The sequence below is a fragment of the Shewanella avicenniae genome (assembly GCF_017354945.1).
In the GTDB taxonomy this organism is placed as follows: Bacteria; Pseudomonadota; Gammaproteobacteria; order Enterobacterales; family Shewanellaceae; genus Shewanella; species Shewanella avicenniae.
This window is the reverse complement of sequence record NZ_CP071503.1, coordinates 2,516,778-2,532,946: the sequence shown is the minus strand read 5'-3', so window position 1 is coordinate 2,532,946 and position 16,169 is coordinate 2,516,778. Positions and strand designations below refer to the sequence as shown.

Annotated in this window: 13 protein-coding genes and 1 pseudogene; 4 read left to right on the top strand and 10 right to left on the bottom strand. The window is 47.3% G+C overall.

What is annotated here, in order from left to right:
• Window position 1 precedes the first annotated feature (1 nt).
• The 3 genes from JYB87_RS11165 to putP all read right to left on the bottom strand — a co-directional run bounded on the left by JYB87_RS11165 (window position 2) and on the right by putP (window position 4,336).
• Window positions 2-1,021, bottom strand: coding sequence for an efflux RND transporter periplasmic adaptor subunit (locus tag JYB87_RS11165; RefSeq protein ID WP_228729846.1), 1,020 nt, complete (start codon window positions 1,019-1,021; stop codon window positions 2-4).
• A gap of 230 nt (window positions 1,022-1,251) precedes the next feature.
• Window positions 1,252-2,550 (bottom strand): OmpP1/FadL family transporter, encoded by a 1,299-nt coding sequence (locus tag JYB87_RS11160; RefSeq protein ID WP_207353576.1) that lies wholly within the window; start codon window positions 2,548-2,550, stop codon window positions 1,252-1,254.
• A 334-nt stretch (window positions 2,551-2,884) separates the two neighbouring features.
• A complete protein-coding gene (gene putP, locus JYB87_RS11155) occupies window positions 2,885-4,336 on the bottom strand; it encodes a sodium/proline symporter PutP (protein ID WP_207353575.1) in 1,452 nt (483 codons plus the stop codon).
• Window positions 4,337-4,646: 310 nt separating this feature from the next.
• Between putP and JYB87_RS11150 the strand changes: the two genes are divergently transcribed.
• Window positions 4,647-5,084, top strand: coding sequence for a hypothetical protein (locus JYB87_RS11150; protein WP_207353574.1), 438 nt, complete (start codon window positions 4,647-4,649; stop codon window positions 5,082-5,084).
• Between the two features lie 71 nt (window positions 5,085-5,155).
• On the opposite strand, the gene JYB87_RS11145 is transcribed toward JYB87_RS11150, so the two are convergent.
• The 6 genes from JYB87_RS11145 to JYB87_RS11120 form a co-directional block, all read right to left on the bottom strand.
• Complete coding sequence (locus tag JYB87_RS11145) at window positions 5,156-6,874, bottom strand: sensor domain-containing diguanylate cyclase (protein ID WP_207353573.1); 1,719 nt, start codon at window positions 6,872-6,874, stop codon at window positions 5,156-5,158.
• Between the two features lie 181 nt (window positions 6,875-7,055).
• Window positions 7,056-7,625: a hypothetical protein gene (locus tag JYB87_RS11140; protein ID WP_207353572.1), complete on the bottom strand. Its 570-nt coding sequence runs from the start codon at window positions 7,623-7,625 to the stop codon at window positions 7,056-7,058.
• A 301-nt stretch (window positions 7,626-7,926) separates the two neighbouring features.
• The gene (locus JYB87_RS11135) at window positions 7,927-8,235 is read right to left on the bottom strand and encodes a hypothetical protein (protein WP_207353571.1); all 309 of its coding nucleotides are present in this window, start codon (window positions 8,233-8,235) and stop codon (window positions 7,927-7,929) included.
• Between the two features lie 120 nt (window positions 8,236-8,355).
• The gene (locus JYB87_RS11130) at window positions 8,356-8,712 is read right to left on the bottom strand and encodes a VOC family protein (RefSeq protein WP_228729845.1); all 357 of its coding nucleotides are present in this window, start codon (window positions 8,710-8,712) and stop codon (window positions 8,356-8,358) included.
• Window positions 8,713-8,837: 125 nt separating this feature from the next.
• Window positions 8,838-9,242, bottom strand: coding sequence for a hypothetical protein (locus JYB87_RS11125; RefSeq protein ID WP_207353570.1), 405 nt, complete (start codon window positions 9,240-9,242; stop codon window positions 8,838-8,840).
• A 94-nt stretch (window positions 9,243-9,336) separates the two neighbouring features.
• Window positions 9,337-9,756: a hypothetical protein gene (locus tag JYB87_RS11120; RefSeq protein ID WP_207353569.1), complete on the bottom strand. Its 420-nt coding sequence runs from the start codon at window positions 9,754-9,756 to the stop codon at window positions 9,337-9,339.
• Between the two features lie 926 nt (window positions 9,757-10,682).
• Between JYB87_RS11120 and JYB87_RS11115 the strand changes: the two genes are divergently transcribed.
• The 3 genes and pseudogenes from JYB87_RS11115 to JYB87_RS11105 all read left to right on the top strand — a co-directional run.
• Complete coding sequence (locus JYB87_RS11115) at window positions 10,683-11,849, top strand: ABC transporter substrate-binding protein (protein WP_207353568.1); 1,167 nt, start codon at window positions 10,683-10,685, stop codon at window positions 11,847-11,849.
• A 47-nt stretch (window positions 11,850-11,896) separates the two neighbouring features.
• Window positions 11,897-13,975: a methyl-accepting chemotaxis protein gene (locus tag JYB87_RS11110; RefSeq protein ID WP_207353567.1), complete on the top strand. Its 2,079-nt coding sequence runs from the start codon at window positions 11,897-11,899 to the stop codon at window positions 13,973-13,975.
• Between the two features lie 146 nt (window positions 13,976-14,121).
• Window positions 14,122-14,493 (top strand): annotated as a pseudogene (locus tag JYB87_RS11105) (IS4/Tn5 family transposase DNA-binding protein); the annotation flags it as partial.
• A gap of 58 nt (window positions 14,494-14,551) precedes the next feature.
• On the opposite strand, the gene JYB87_RS11100 reads toward JYB87_RS11105, so the two are convergent.
• Entirely contained in the window at window positions 14,552-16,057 is a 1,506-nt protein-coding gene (locus tag JYB87_RS11100; protein WP_207353566.1) for a putative bifunctional diguanylate cyclase/phosphodiesterase, read from the bottom strand.
• Window positions 16,058-16,169: the final 112 nt, after the last annotated feature.

The window sequence follows — 16,169 nt, the reverse complement described above, 5'->3', positions numbered from 1 at the left end:
CCTACTTGGCTGAGTGTTGCATCAACACTTGATAGGCGTTGTTGGCAATCACATCACCATCCTGCAATCCGGCAATCACTTCTACGTGGCCGTTGAGGTTTTCCCCAATGCGCACTTGCTGCAGCACAAAACTGTTATCAACTTTGAGATAAACTCCGGTCAGCTCGTTCACGCTGTACAACGCGCTGGTGGGAATTTGTACCAGCGGCCGCTGGCTAATGGCAAAACGGGCTTTGACCCAACTGCCAGGCAATAATGCTGGGGTGTTTTCAGGAAGTGGTAAGCGCACCTTGTAGGCATGGCTTTGGGTGTCGGTAAAACCAAAAATCTGTGGTTTATCAATGGCAAACTTGCGGCCATCAGCAAGAGTGACATCCACAGTGCCAGCATCCACTAATGCTTGGCGATATTGCTGTGGCACCTGCATCACAATGCGCATCTTGTTGGTGGCATAACCAGAAAGTAGCGGTTGACCCACGCTGACGGTTTCACCTTCTTCGACATGGCGAGCAGTCATCACCCCAGCATACGGTGAGGTTACTACCGTGTATTTGAGGTTTTCACGCGCTTTCGTCACTTGCGCCAAAGCAGCTGTGGCCGCCTGTTGGGATGATTTGGCGTTGGCAATGGCTTGATCCATAGCCCCTTTAGAGATTGCACCTTGTGGAAACAGTGCTTGATAGCGTTCGAGGGTTTGCTGCGCCTCAACATCTAACGCTTTGGCTCGGGCATAACTGGCTTCAGCCGCTGCCAGCTCGGCGCCTTGCTCTTTACTGGTGATTTCCAATAGCGAGGCACCGGCAGGAACCAAGTCGTTTACATCGAAATTAAGTTTAACAATTCGGCCTGAGGTTTGGGCAGATACTGTGGCAGATTTTACCGCCTCAATAGTGCCATCTAACACCAGATAAGAGGGGGCAATGGTGGTGGCTACACGGTAGGTTGAGACCTGTTCGGCTTGGCTTGGTAGTGCAGCCATCAACCAAAAAACGCTGAGGGCAGAAATGAAAACTGTTCGCATATCAACTAATTCCACGCAATACTACATTTATGAGAAAATTCTAATGGATATATTTGGTATAAGCAATCATCTATTAGAAAAATTTTATGTAGTTAAGTGAGGACTAATCTAACGCCTCACTGTCCCTTATCTTTAAGGTTAGGTCTGAATTGTGGCGAAAGATGATATCAACGCGAAAATAATGTAAAAAAGCCAGCTAAAAAGCTGGCTTTTTCGTCTGCTGAACGCGATTAGAAGCGATAGCTGTACTGCACTGAGTAGTAAGTTGCAGAAGATTTAGTGGTCGCATTTACAGGACCGACTAAACGACTCTGTTCAACGAGGTCTACTTCAGTACCTTTTACCAAGGCGATACCTAAATCGATGGTGCTGTTCTTGCTCCATTGATAGCCCAAACCTACGGTGTACCAGTGACGGTTAGAGTCAGGAATAGACAGTGAACTCAGTTTGTCTACTACACCGCGGTCATACATATAACCTGCACGCAGATCCAAATCAGGGCTGACAGAGTAAGTCATACCAATGCTACCCAACCATGAGTCTTGCCATTGGTACTCTTTCAATGCAGTTTCAACTCCGGTGGCGATTTCCAGCCCCGCAAAGCTGCCAGTCGCGATGGTGGCAGTACCATCTTTAGCGGTGATCTGATCAAATGCACCCCAGCGAGTAAACTGGGCAGTGTAGTGCACAGCAAAGCTTGGGGTTAACTGGTGGAAACCGGCAAACTGGGCGATATCCGCTAACGGGACATCCAACTCTTCAAAGTCGATGCCCACTTGCTGAGTACTCAACCCCGTAATTTCTTGGCTGGTCAGTACAGAGATATCACCTTCAACTGTCACCGTTGGGCTCTTGCGATAGCTCAACGCGAAACGGTTGTTGTTATCCATTTCAAAGGTCACGCCCACAATGCCACCGAAGCCAACGCCATCAGCGTCAACATCGAGCAGTGGTGTAGCACCTGCGTAACGGGTAAGCTTACCTTTACCATAAATGGTGTCTAAGCCAATGCCCACGCTCCATTGTTTGTTGATACGGTAAGACAAGCTCACGTTGAAATCGACTGTTGTCACTTCGGTTTTACCAATCAGATCGAATGGTGCAACTGCTACACCTTCAGCCAGCGAGTTGGTTTCAGTACCTGTACCGAAGTTAGAGAATGCTGCCACACCCACAGCCCACTTATCGTTCAGTGGTTGAATGTAGAAGATGTTCGGAATGACTTTGACGCTGCCAGCATCGTCGATGCCGCCCAAATCAACAGCGCCGCCGGCAAAGTTCACATCTTTAACGTCGATCTGAATATCGCCAACGGTCATCCCCACAGAAAGCGCGCTGGAGTCAAACATTGCCATTGCACTTGGATTACGCGACATAACAGACGCATTGTCTGCAATGACTGCGTCACCAGCAAAGGCACGACCGATACCCGTTGCTGATTGGCTATTTAGCTGGAAGCCCGCCGCAGCGGCTTGAAAGCTGCCACATGTTACTGCCAGTGCAAGAAGAGTCTTGTTAAAATTATGCATGTAATTGAGTCTCTGATTTAGCTTTATCGCAAGTGCTTGTTGGCAAAGACCAACAGCCCCATTTTTTAATAGCTCGCCATGTTATGGAGTGGATAAACCCTCAGCAAGTCCGACCAGTAAACCAGTACTACTACTTTCAGAGAGAAGTCTGAGGTGCAGATCACAGCTTATCTGCATGCTCAGCTTAACGAACCCCTCAACATGTTGATCTCAATAATGTTAGTCGAACTAAAGAAAAGGAATAGGACTAAAGTTGCAAGCAGATATAGCGCATAGGGGGAATCACAGAAGTGTGAAGCAGGCGAACATTTGTCCGCCTGCATAAACAATAGGGTTACAGCAATGTTTTAAACAACGCGAACCGTTTTTGCGTTGTAGCTGCAGCAGGAAATATTTTACTGATCACCACTCCAGCAATGCAGGAGAGCAGAACACCCGGCACGATTTCGTACAATTTGAAGATTTCGCCTTCGCCAAATTTCCATAATACGACGGTTGCCGCCCCAACCACGATGCTGGCGATTGCGCCCATACGGCTGTACCCCTGCCAAAACAGGCTGAGTAATACCACAGGTCCAAAGGCGGCACCAAAGCCGGCCCAGGCATAACTGACTAAGCCCAGCACGCTGTTTTGCGGATCGAGCGCGATAACCCCTGCAATGACCGCTACGGCCAATACCGCGATGCGACCAACCAACATCAGTTCTTTATCGTTCGCGTCTTTGCGTAACCAGCGGCGGTAAAAATCTTCGGTCACCACGCTAGAGCAAACCAACAGTTGCGAATCAATAGTGCTCATAATGGCCGACAGAATTGCCGCAATTAAAATCCCGCCAATCCATGGATTAAAGGCGATTTGCGTTAAGTGAATAAACACAGTTTCAGGGTTATCTAATGGCGTATCGCTAAAATACAGCATGCCAGCAATGCCTGTGGCTAAGGCTCCGAGGAGGGATAATGTCATCCAACTCATGGCGATGCGGCGCGAGATTTTAATATCGTCACCGGAGCGGATCGCCATAAAGCGCGTCAGAATATGTGGTTGACCAAAATAGCCCAAGCCCCACGCGACTGCAGAGCAAAGACCAATCAGGGTGAGGTTGTCGCTGAACAGCGACAGCACTGCAGGATCGAGCGCATCCAAACTCTTGTGGCTCTCTGGATGAATAAAAATACTGACAGGCACAATCAGCAACGCCAACAACATTAAGCAGCCTTGGAAAAAGTCCGTCCAACTGACCGCAAAAAAGCCACCGATAAAGGTGTAGGCCACAATGATGATGGAGCCTGCTGCGAGGGCAATTTCATAATCCAAACCAAAGACTTTCTCAAACAAAATCGCGCCGCCGACCATGCCCGATGAGGTATAAAAGGTGAAAAACAGCAGGGTAGTGAGTGCCGATACCAGCTTTAACATGCCGCTAGTGTCGTTAAAGCGTTTTTCAAAAAAATCAGGCAATGTCAGCGCGTTATCTGCCAGTTCGGTATAAATCCGCAGCCGTTTGGCGACAAACAACCAGTTAATCCACGCACCTAAAAGCAGGCCAATGCCAATCCACGCTTCGCCCAAGCCGCCTAAATATACTGCGCCGGGTAAGCCTAATAACAACCAGCCTGACATGTCCGATGCACCCACACTCAGAGCTGTGACTGCGGGGCCCATTTGGCGGCCACCCAAAATATAGTCGTCGATAGAATCGGTGCTGCGATATGCCCAAAAGCCGATGGCCATCATGGCCAACAAATAGATCACAAAGGTGACCGCGATAGGAGTTTCAATTGTCATAACTAAATGTAATGTCGTTGTTATTTTTTAGGGCTTCATCCTAGCAGAGAGTTGAACTGGGTCACAATATTTGCAGGCTATTCGAAATGAATGTTATGAAAAAGTGATGTTTAACCCTAATTAACAGCGTGTGTGCCTCAACACTTATTCTCAGTAAAGCGTGCTAAAATGTAAATTTACCGAAAATTCATTGTGTTGACGGCATGGCTTGGCTAGATTGCCTGCTCAGGAGATCATTTGGCATGTTATTGAGTTCGCTCAGTAAATGCCTGATGAATGACAGGATGTAATCAATTCAAACCCAGAAAAAATGAAAAAATCACTACTCGCTATAGTTTTACTGTTAAGTGGCTGCGCTGCCACCACTACGAATCCGACCTATACCAATACGCTTGATGTTATCGGCGCCGCTGCTGCCACTCCCACTGGGGTAGCAGGCAACTACACCTTTTTGGTCAAAGCTGTTGGCCATGATGCGCACCGATTCTATCTCAATACCGAAACCGATTATCGCGACCAGCGTTGCATCAGCATTGTGATGTCGGTGCCGGTGTTAAAGCAGTTGGGAATCAACGATTCGCCGTCGGTTGAACGTTATTTTTTGAATAAACGCATAAAGGTGTCGGGAATTGCCAAGCGCACTCAGATTGACTTTACCCGAGATGGGCGACCGACTGGCAAGTACTATTATCAAACCCATATTGTGATTGAAAGGGCTGAGCAGATAAGCGCCGAAGACGCGACCTGATACAAGCGGATGTGAGTGAAGATGGTTTGCTGCAGCCGGCCGATGACAAAGGACGGCTGCTTAAATCCCGTTCAGAGAATGGCGAGCGGCACCGATGCATTGACTTCATCGACGCTCGGTTCTACTCGATTGCGGCCTTTGTTTTTCGCGCGGTAGAGCCATTTATCCGCTCGAATATACAGATCATGCAAAATTTCCGTCTGACCGTGATTGACGCAGAACGACACACCAAAACTCGCGGTAATGTGGATCCGCTGCGATTCGGCTATTAATGGCGAATTTTGTACCGACAATCTAAGTTGTTCGGCATAACGCACTGCCGCGGCTAATTGGGTGTTCGGCAGCAAGATTGCCACTTCCTCACCGCCCCATCGCGCCATAGTATCGCCTTTGCGATACTGATAGCCCATTAAGGTCGCGATATGGTACAGCGCTTGGTCACCCACATGATGCCCGTAACTGTCATTAATCGCTTTAAAATGGTCAATGTCCATCATAATAAAGCTCACCGGCTTATTGATATTGGCCGGCTGTTGCAAAAACTCCCGTGCAGCTGCTTCAAACGCGCGACGATTACTGAGCCGCGTGAGCGGATCATGTGTGGCTAAATACTGCGCTGAGATACGCTCTTGCTCGATATTACGCAAGCGGAACGCCACCACAATCGCCAGAATAATTGCCTCTGATACCACGCCGAACTCGGCGCCGTGATAGGCATAAAAGCTGTACGGAATCACGCCAAGCACTGACAGCGAACTGGCGAGCAAGCCCAACATACTAAAACTTACCGCCAGCAGCAGATAACGAGCATCAACCGACTTCGCGACATTTAATAACGCCACCACAATCATGATCAGTGTGGTCAGTGAAATGAAACCAAAGGCAATCCACGCGGTGAGAATATGCAACTGCAGTACAACGGTTGTTGCGCTGGCGATTAAGCCAAGTATGGAATAGCTGGTGACCCACTGGCGAAAGCGCGATTTATTGAGTGGAATTTGCAGATAACTGCAGACAAACAGCAAACCACTCGCGCCATGTAGCACCATAAAAAATAAGGTACTGTAGTTTTGAAAACTCGACGAATGCGGATATAGCCAGCTAAAAGCGAAGCCTTCGTAGCCAAAATTCATCACCAAAAAACAGCCGATATAAAGCGAATAATGCAGTGCTACCGAGTGTTTTAAGGTGGCATACAACAACAAATTAAAGCCAACCAGCGCCATCAAAATGCCATACAGCACGCCCATTGACACATGAACTTTCGTTTGCAGCGCGCGCGCTTCATAAACATTGGTGAGGGATATTGGCATCACTAGTGGGTCGAGCGAGGCTGCCCGAATATAGATGTCGCTGTCACCTGACGGCAGCTCCATATCAAACACATAACCAAGGGTTGGTACGAGATGATTGTCAGCCATTTGGCCGTCGCCGCTATGCCAGTGATAGAGGATCTGCTGCTCTTTAACTAAATACACATCCACGGATTCGACCCAAGTTTGCGCCGCCGTAAGGCGTTTGCGCAGTGCGCGAGTGCTGGGATTATGGGTGCTTATTTTCACCCAGGTGGCGTGTTCTTTAATGCCAAAGGTGAGGAACTGGTAATCAGCTGTGGTGGCGTTGCCTTGAGCAAACTGCTGCTGGGCTTGCAGCAATGACAATGGTGTACTGGTGTCTTCTTCAAGATGTTCGATGGTGGTAATGAGCGAGTCGGCAAGTGGTGCTGCTGCACTCGGCCATAGCGGTACGGCGAGCAGCAAAAGCAGGATGAAGAATCTGCGAAGCACCATAGTTGTCTGCCAGCCGTAAACAGTTTGAGGGGAATAACTTGCTAGTTTACGGAGTAATAGCCTTAGCGCCAATACTGATTTATCGGGAATGTTGCACGAACGGGAGTTAACTGACGCAAATTTAACAGCTACCAAGCACCGGCTTGAATGTCATGCTTGCTTAGTTGCCGCGTTCGCCCCATCAGTCACATTTTGCGACTTTCTCTAATGCATCTTGCCACACTGCACTTGGGCTAAAACTGTCCACTAAGCCATCTTTTGATCTTTGCCCAGTAAACGCAGCTACGCCATGTTGAAGCATGTAGCTGGGCATGTACGCGGGCGCTCCTAACTGTTCGAGCTTTTGGCACAGTAGGTGATTATTGCCACTCATGGCGTTGATGGCTGATTTTAATTGGCTGGTAACCGATTGCGGCCGTTCGGAGAGGGCATTCATTCGCAGTACACTGATCGCTTGATGGGCAGTTTTATCTGCGACTCGTTCAATATCAAAGTAACCATAGCTCAAGGCGGCGATGTAGAGCTCAGCTGCATTTTGATAATTTTGTTCAGTTAAACATTGGCGCAGATTATTGAACATATCAACCGGCGTATAGTTGTTGTTAATCTCTGCAATTGATACACAACTCACTGATTTTGTTGTTTGAAGATTGCCCGATGATTCATCGTTGGTCATTGTACTTTGCGGTGTGGAGTTACATGCGGCTAAAAAGAATGCACCACTAATCATCATGATTTTTAAACTGTCCATAAGACCAAGGCTCCGCCTTTATGTGAGTAAAAACTTATTTTTTGTTATTGGTACCCTTGGTTGCCCTTTAGGTCAATTAAACAAAAGGCTCACAGGCGGGGAAGGATGCGGCGATTCATTGGGACGTTTGTTGTTGATAAAAGTGACCATTGGGTCGGTAGTTGAGTGCGTAGCGGTTACTGGCTCGAGTGACTCAAACCATGGACTAACGGGCAAACCTTAGCTGAGCTGAACTTTTGTAGCCAAGCGAACCTGAGTCAAGCTTAAGTCGTCCCGTATTTATATTGGCTTGTTATGTGTACTATCGCTTTTGAAACAGGTAGTTGAACAAAACTTTACCATTATAAAATGTGTTTTGAATACCGAGAGTTATCGAGAAACCTACGATAGCGTACACAAAAAAGGCACCTAAAAAATAAAAGAAACCATCGTCAGCGCCGTGTGTTATGAGAAAAAATGGAAGACTAACCGAACCACTTAATAGCGCATAGAACCGAGCATTTTCTTCAATTTGTGCTGCAAGAACACCTGAAAGCAAGCAAATCAAACCCGCGATAAATAGCTCATATTCACAGTTTATCGTCCCTAGTATGGCAATCGATAATCCCATGAATAGCCCGATTGCCACAGATTTAGATAAATTTCTACTCATGCTAAATAGATATAACGCTCCCGCGGAGCTAGCCTAGTTGGCGGAAAGTACTTGAGTAACTGGTTATGTGGCATCTATTTAAACCTGCCACAACCCGCTTTGAATAGTTCCATAAAATAATATTGCGCATTTGCCTCGACCAGGTATTTCCATTGGAGAAACAGCAACTTCGGCGCCAGATTCCTCCGCATCTTTCACTGCTTTTTCAATATCAGAAACAAGGTAATAAGGCCGAATTGTAGGTTCTTCTGCTGTGTGCATAGGTGCTCGAATCCCCAGCGTTAAACCATCGCCAAGGGTAGCCATGCAAGCCCCGCCTAGTTCAGTAATGGGTCCACTAAAAGACACTCCTAAAGCTTGCGTGTAGGATACGCAAATTTTTTGGACGTCAGGGGTTACTATTTCAAGGTAGTGAACTTTCATTGGATTTTTCATGAGACCTATTTATGAAATTTAATTAGGCGGTTTAGAATAGTTCTGCCACATAACGCCGTGGTTTGGGGCCGGAGTGTAGCGCCAGCGAAACGGAGATCCCTGCCGCAGGCGACAACACCACCTTGTTATGGCTTTGACTCAAACTCAAAGTTTTCACCATCTAAATAAGCCGTTGCAGGTGGCTCACCACCACTAAAATTAATAAAGTAACCATATTCGGACGCCGGAAATAACAGAGATGAGCCAACGACTTTTACCGGCATTTCTTGAAAGCCTGAATAAACACCAAGATACTCCCCAGACTCCGAAAAAACAGCCAGCCGCCTCATGCCTTTATTAGTTTCAGTCACATATGAGACGGCAACCAAATTGAAACATGTGTTTTCGTTACATATGTTTGGAAAGCTCCTATATTCCCCTTCTTGCGGAAAGTAGCCTCTGGGATTATTCGCCTTGAGCCAATCAGAAGCGCTTCCAGCATAGGCGGCACTAGAAACTAAAATGCTTAAAATCAAAGTAAGAAACTTCATACTTGTTTAGCCATAACGCTTTGCTAAGGGGCTGGTGCCACGCACCGGTCCCACGGAGCTAGGTTTAGCTGGCGGAGTAAACTTGAGCAACTGGTTATGAAGCTACCCTCGGAACCCAGTACATTACTTTGGTTACACCATCATTTTCAATTACTTGAGGATGTGCCGAAAAATTCATTATTCTCGATTTAACTGCTTCGACACCAAATGTTCTTACGCATGGTGCGATAAACGATTTATTAAAACTCGGATCATTCTCAATAAGTGATGCAAAAACCAAATCATCAAACAGTGCTTTAGGTACGGGATTTACTTTTTCAAGCAGCATTGCGACAAACCATTTTTTATGGTCATGAGTTAAAGCCATTGTAAACCACGCTAAAGCCTCAGGATTATCCTTCGGAAAATTACAAACAATCTTACCCAAAACTTTTTGAATTGCCTGATGCCCGGCATTTTTATCTTTCACCGATTTGGCTTGAACATATTCTTCGAAAAGAGACTCTAGGTTCATCAGATGCCTTTGACTTCATAACAGTGTATTAGAGGACATCATGTCGGTATTGATCACGACATAGTGTCGCATTCCACGCGTCCTTATCACTCAAATTAAGCGCATATCTCACTGAACACAATAGAAAAATTAACAAAAGTTGATCGGGGTAACTGTGTACAAAACGACTCTTTGACTGCGCAGCTGCATAAAAAGCGACATCGGACAGTTTTAATCCCCCTTCGGCGCTGCCGTAAGCGTTGCTGAAAATGGCGTTGCCGAGACATGGACATCGAGGCGCAAAGGTCGAGCAGGGAGCGAGTCCTGAGCATAGCCAGATTTTCAGCATAAGCTTACGGGTTTTTCAGCGCCGTGGGGCGGCATGGGGTTTGACAAGGGGATGAGGCCGTCCAATCCCCTTGTCTCTTGGTGTGAGTGCGAAATCTCACGACTTTGCCAAGCGTAGCTCGGGATGGCGCAGCCATTAAATCTTATCACTCACGAATGGTGAAACTTTAAAACACCCAAGGAACAGACAACACTAATTCCCCTTTGGCGCAGCGCAGGTGCGTTGGGCAGACATTGAGCAATCAAGATATGGATATCGAGCAGTGATAGTGAGTCATGGATGGCGCCGCGCTTGGCAACATCTTAATAATTCAAGTAAATATCACTTAGACCATGGTACGTCGCCCCCTCTATCGCAGGGGCAAACACAAAATAAAATGACTTATATATTCGTATAGTTAAGAGTTTTTCGTCACTAAAGTTTTGTTAGCTGCTTTGATCTTTTATGCGGCAAATTAGCTAAATCTTAGCAAAGTCAGACGATTCAACGCTGCTCCTACAACACAAATCTCTGATGTTGAGCAAAACTTGCAAGACTGAAATCTCTTCTATACTGACTTCTGACCGTCCTAGTTAACTATCAACTCAAGGTAATCATTATGCTTCGCATTAACACCATGTTGTCTTCGGTAGTAGTCGTGGCCTCACTTTCGTTGAGTGCCACGTCGTTTGCAGAAACAGTTAAGGTCGGCATGTCTGCTGCCCTTACAGGTCCCGCTTCCGCCTTAGGTAATGGCGTGCGCAATGGTATGGAGAGCTATTTTAAACGCGTCAACGCAGCAGGCGGTGTTAATGGCAATATGATTGCTTTGACCGCGCTTGATGATGGCTATGAGCCCGATAAAGCCGCGCCCAATATGAATCAACTGATTGACCAAGACGGCGTTATCGCCGTGCTCGGTAATGTGGGCACTCCAACCGCCATCGTGACAGTGCCAATCGCTAATGCTAAAAAAACCTTATTATTCGGTGCTTACACGGGCGCGGGCGTACTGCGTAAAAGTCCGCCAGACCACTACATCATCAACTATCGAGCAAGTTACGCGGAAGAAACTGGCGCGATGGTAAAAGGGTTATTAGCCAGCGGTATTAAGCCGGAAGAAATTGCCTTCTTTACCCAAAACGATGGTTACGGCGATGCCGGTTATAACGGTGCAGTCGCAGCGCTAAAAGCCGAAGGCTTTGCCAATGCGGAGCAGTTAGCGCATGGCCGTTACACCCGTAATACCACCAACGTTGAACAAGCACTGGGCACCATTTTGGATGCCAGCGTCGAACCTAAAGCCATCATCATGGTGGGTGCCTATGCACCATGCGCAGAGTTCATTCGCCAAGCCAAACAAGATCTGCCGGATACCAAGTTCCTCAACGTATCGTTTGTGGGCAGCATTCCACTATTGAAGGCTTTAGGTGATAAAGCCGAAGGCGTCATCGTGACGCAAGTGGTGCCGCACTATAACGACGACCTGCCTGGTGTAGCGGACTACCGCAAAGATCTGCAAGCCTACAAACCGGGAGCAGAGCCAGACTTTGTCTCCCTTGAAGGTTATATTCTGGCGAAAATCTTTGTCGAAGGTCTGAAAAAAGCCCCGGCACCTGATCGTGAAGGCATCATTAAAGGGCTGGAAAGCTTAAGCAATCTGGATGTGGGCATTGGTGTCCCGATATCTTATAGCGCCACCGACCACCAAGCCAGCCATAAGGTATGGCCTACGGTTATCCATAGCGGTAAATATGAAGTCTTAGATTGGGCCTCGATGAAATAGTCCTTTGATTTAATACTAAGATATCGTTATCAACACTGGAGCCCACCATGTTCAAATTGTCGATTCGACGCTTACTTATGATGCTGTCTGCTACCGCTCTCATCTCGGTACTTGTAGTGGCTGGCATGATGTTTTGGATGAGTAATGTGGCCAATTCGCTGAGTGATTCTATGACCAGTTTTGCCAAAGAATCCGAGCAACTGATCGACTTAGGGCAGGATGCATCTAAGATGCTCGGCCAAACGCTGCAGATCACCGCAGCCAATAATGAACAGTCGTTGGGGGCTCAACCCTCGAAAGAAAGCAACGCTGACAGCAGCCTGCAACCGCAACTGAATGAGTTGCTGGGGCAGTTTAACGATAACGAAATTAAACTGTATCAAGCTAAGCAAGCTTTGCTCAACAACAGACAGGCCATCGCCAAATTATCAACCCAAGCTGAAAACCAAGTGTCAACGATTCAGACGACGGCAAACAGTCTGCTCGGCAAAGTATCGTTGCAAGAAAAGCGGCAAAAACGCGCCATTCGCCGCGTCTATCAACAGTTACCAGCGGCGCCAGACAATGCTCAATGGCGCAGCGTAACGGCGGACATGATGAGTTATATCGAAGGCGACTTTGATAAAATCACCAGTGCGGCGCGCAAGCTCAACGAAGGTGTCGCCCGCCTAAACGCACTGACTTACGCGTTGCAAAGTGCGGATAACGACTCGGCGATTATCAACCTCGAAAAAAACACCGCAGCACCGCTACTTCAGTTGATAGATGACCAGCTCACCTCACTAGGAGAATATGCCAACAGTGATGAAGAGCTAGCAGCGTTAGTCCAAACCATCACCAACGACAAAGCCAAACTGACTGAGCAACTTTTTGGCAGCAACTCCATCAAATCATTGCGTAGCAGCAACATCGCCTTACAGCATCAAGTGCACGCCGACAGCATTGCAATTAGCCTGCTGGCAGATGAGCTTCGGCAACTATCGCAACAACAGGTGAGCCAAGCGCTGGCCAACAATAACCAAGTATTTACCGCGGCCAATAACACTATCAAACGTCTTAATAGCAGCAGTGTAATTGTCTGCATTATAGTGATTGTGCTGCTGGCATTGGCGTCTTTTGCCATTACCCGATTTGTCACTAAGCCACTCGACAAAATCACCAGTGCGTTAGCTGATATTGCCCAAGGTGAAGGCGATCTCACCCGACGACTGCAAGTTACTGGGGTGTCTGAAGCGTTGAGTATGTCGGAATACTTCAACAAATTTATTAGCCGCTTACAGGAAACAATTTTGTCGGTAGCGGAAGTTGAGCGGCAGCTTGGGAACACCGTCGCCGCCACCAAAGTGATTGCTGAGCGTAGTCACCAAAACATTCAGCGCCAAAGCAGTGAAACCACCTCCGTCGCAGCTGCAGTAGAAGAGTTATCACAGAGTTTTGCCGATTCAGCATCAGCTGCGACGCAAGCCTTGGCGGCAACCCAACAAGCTTATGATGAAGCCAACTCCGGCCAAAATACGGTAACCAGCTCCGCCAAAACAGTGGCGCAACTGGCAGACAGAATTGAACGCGGCGTTGAAGCGATGGAACGGTTAACGGCCACCAGCCGCCAAGTGATGAGTGTACTGACGGTTATCAGTGACATTACTGAGCAAACCAATTTGCTGGCGTTAAATGCCGCCATTGAAGCGGCGCGCGCTGGCGATCATGGTCGTGGTTTTGCGGTCGTCGCAGATGAAGTTCGCCAGCTAGCAGGCCGAACCCAAGCGTCGGCGAAACAGATCACCGAAATTTTAGAGGTGTTCAATCAAGACGCGCAAAATACCCTTAAAGTGATGGATGAAGGCCGCAACCAAGTGCACGAAAGTGTCAGTAGCTCCGATGAAGTCGCGCAAGCCTTTAGCCGCATCAACAGTAGCGTGTTATCGATCCGCGATCTCAATGAACACATCGCCTCCACCACTCAATCCCAAAATGAGGCGGCTCGTTCAGCAGCGGAAAGCGTCGAACAAATCAATGTTATCAGTGAAGAAACCCGTGGCACGGCCAACGAAATTAAGTCCTCTGCCGAGCAACTTGGTGAGCTGTCAGACAGACTGCACCGCGCGTTGAATCGATTTCGTTTTTAACCGCGAAGCAATTTCGCTTGCGTACAAACAAGGCCACCGAAGTCTGTCTCTTATACACAAATCCCGCTAAGGAATTAGCGGGGATTTTTTTGAACTTCATCGTTTACCGTCGATTAGAACTTGAGATTTGATATTGAGAGTAAATGATGATGGATAACATACAGTGATCTGATTACACCTTCGGACACGCCAATTTAGGTGACCACCGCCGCACGGCTCGTCTGGTAAAGTTAGCTGCATCGTTAGCCAACTCACTAGGAAAGCCCATCGTGAATACCACGCAGTCCTCCACAGATATGGAAGGCGCATATCGCTTTATTCGTAATGAACGCATCAAAGCATCTTCTATTGCCGAAGCAGGATTTGAAGTAGCGGTCTTGAACGCCAGAGCACATCAGCCATTGTTGGCTTTAGAAGATACGACCACCATCAGCTATAGCCATAAATCGGTGCGTTCAGACCTTGGGCATGTGAATCAAGGAAACCGATATCGTGGGTTATTTGCGCACAGTATTCTGAGCCGTGTGAGCAAGGCTGGGCAGATGTTCAAGAGAATACTGGTTTTGTGGGCAGCGCTTATGGCGCTGTAATGGTGTTCGCTTGCACAAGATGATGCTGCAAATCTTCAATCGGCATTGGTCGGGCGAGGAAAAAACCTTGTGCTTGATGACAGCCAAGTTGCTGCAATATCGTTAGCTGATGTTCGGTTTCTACACCTTCGGCAACGACGTGAATATCGAAACTTTTTGCCATGGCAATAATCGCACTCACAATGGTGCGCGAACGGGGATCACGTTCTAATTCTGCTACAAAGCTACGATCAATTTTGATTTCATCGACGGTGAGATCTTTCAGCATGGCTAGAGAGGTATAGCCCGTGCCGAAATCATCAATTGAAAAAGTAATCCCGCTGGCCTGCAGTTTGGCGATGATATCCATACTGTTACCCATATCGATCAGCGTGGCAGTTTCGGTGATTTCGATTCGCGCAAAAGGTGCCAGTTGCTGATGACCGTTAATAATAAAATCGGTCAGCGAGGCCATTTCTTCTGGGTTATTAAACTCAGCCGCAGACACGTTAATGGCGATATGTTGTAGCGGTTGGCCGAGTAGATTGGCATGGCTGAGTTCAGTGGTGGCTTTGTCGACCACGAGTTTAGATATGGCATTGGTTAAGCCGTGGTCTTCCGCTAATGGAATAAATACATCGGGTGAAATATAGCCGCGAGTAGGGTGGTTCCAGCGAACCAACACTTCAACGCCACTGACGTTGAGCGAGCCCAGTTCATATTTTGGTTGGTAAACTACGGTGAGTTTGTCTTGTGCGATTGCTTGGCGTAGCTCTGCCACTAACTCTCTGCGCTGCATCGCTTTTTCAGTCATGCTTTTATCATGAAACTGAATCGCGTCTTTTTTCTGTTTCGCCACGTTGAGCGCGCCTTGCGCTGAACTCATTAACTCTTTAACGTTAGAGCCATCCATTGGATACAGCGCAACGCCGATAGAACAGGTGCTGTCTAAACCATGTTGTTTGGCGCAGTGATTAAATACACGCTGTAAGTGTTGGGCATGATCGCCAATATCAAACGAATGGTCATATTTAATAAAGCTAGCAAATTGATCTGCATGCAGCCGAGATAAGCAGGCACCGGGCAACGACACGGCTGCTAAGTCATGAGCGAAGTGTTGCAGAAAGATATCGGCCTTCTCATAACCGAGCGTCTCATTAATTGTTTTGAAATCATCGATATCTAAATATCCCAACACCAACTGTTCATTGGGTTTAAGCTGTTGAATGTTGAGGCTTAGTGTGCGGATAAACATACTCATGCTGTGCAAGCTAGTGAGATGATCCATGTCATTGGCTTTTTCTATCACGCGGTTGCTGCGAAATACCAATCCCAACAGCATCAAGGCGGTGATGATAACAAAGGCAATGCCTTTGTAGGTTTGCGCCAGCGTGCGTAGATGTGGGCTTTCTACCATCACTTGCACCGCCATATCGGAAAATAAAATCCACAAGGTCGCAAAAGCAGCGTAAATGGTCGCTACTTTTAATGCAGACAACATTGCTCTTTCCATGTGTGTTATCCAATACGGCCTGGGTGTCGGCTACATAGTATAAGCAATGTATGCCGTGATGGAAGAGAAAATATTATAAAATATAATATGTTAGAAAAATATCATAAATATT

Coding starts and splice junctions, on each gene's coding strand:
- JYB87_RS11115 (WP_207353568.1), top strand. CDS start 10,683: ATGCTTCGCATTAACACCATGTTGTCTTCGGTAGTAGTCGTGGCCTCA.
- JYB87_RS11145 (WP_207353573.1), bottom strand. CDS start 6,874: ATGGTGCTTCGCAGATTCTTCATCCTGCTTTTGCTGCTCGCCGTACCG.
- JYB87_RS11160 (WP_207353576.1), bottom strand. CDS start 2,550: ATGCATAATTTTAACAAGACTCTTCTTGCACTGGCAGTAACATGTGGC.
- putP (WP_207353575.1), bottom strand. CDS start 4,336: ATGACAATTGAAACTCCTATCGCGGTCACCTTTGTGATCTATTTGTTG.
- JYB87_RS11165 (WP_228729846.1), bottom strand. CDS start 1,021: ATGCGAACAGTTTTCATTTCTGCCCTCAGCGTTTTTTGGTTGATGGCT.
- JYB87_RS11130 (WP_228729845.1), bottom strand. CDS start 8,712: ATGAAAAATCCAATGAAAGTTCACTACCTTGAAATAGTAACCCCTGAC.
- JYB87_RS11120 (WP_207353569.1), bottom strand. CDS start 9,756: ATGAACCTAGAGTCTCTTTTCGAAGAATATGTTCAAGCCAAATCGGTG.
- JYB87_RS11100 (WP_207353566.1), bottom strand. CDS start 16,057: ATGGAAAGAGCAATGTTGTCTGCATTAAAAGTAGCGACCATTTACGCT.
- JYB87_RS11125 (WP_207353570.1), bottom strand. CDS start 9,242: ATGAAGTTTCTTACTTTGATTTTAAGCATTTTAGTTTCTAGTGCCGCC.
- JYB87_RS11110 (WP_207353567.1), top strand. CDS start 11,897: ATGTTCAAATTGTCGATTCGACGCTTACTTATGATGCTGTCTGCTACC.
- JYB87_RS11140 (WP_207353572.1), bottom strand. CDS start 7,625: ATGGACAGTTTAAAAATCATGATGATTAGTGGTGCATTCTTTTTAGCC.
- JYB87_RS11135 (WP_207353571.1), bottom strand. CDS start 8,235: ATGGGATTATCGATTGCCATACTAGGGACGATAAACTGTGAATATGAG.
- JYB87_RS11150 (WP_207353574.1), top strand. CDS start 4,647: ATGAAAAAATCACTACTCGCTATAGTTTTACTGTTAAGTGGCTGCGCT.